The organism is Phormidium sp. CCY1219 (genome assembly GCF_035615515.1).
Lineage (GTDB): Bacteria > Cyanobacteriota > Cyanobacteriia > Cyanobacteriales > Laspinemataceae > CCY1219.
The window spans coordinates 1-224 of record NZ_JAJENT010000852.1 but is presented as its reverse complement, the minus strand read 5'-3'; the positions used below and the strand labels follow the sequence as shown (position 1 = coordinate 224).

Below are 224 nucleotides of genomic sequence, written 5' to 3'. Positions count from 1 at the left end.
CCGTTGATAGGCGTCGTGGTGGAAGTGCAGTAATGTATGTAGCCCAGACGTACTAACAGACCGAGCGCTTGACCTCATAACTCAATTTAACTCAATTTCTATGCAGTCTTGAGGGTTCTTTAACCTTCTCGATTTTTCCGGGTGCCAATGGCGTTGTGGAACCACTCCGACCCATCCCGAACTCGGCTGTGAAACGCGACTGCGGCGACGATACTTGGAGGGTG

General features: G+C 51.3%; 1 rRNA gene. It reads left to right on the top strand.

Features of this window, described 5'->3' with window-relative positions:
• Positions 1-137: 137 nt before the first annotated feature.
• Positions 138-224, top strand: a 5S ribosomal RNA gene (rrf, locus tag LKK83_RS32075); the annotation flags it as partial.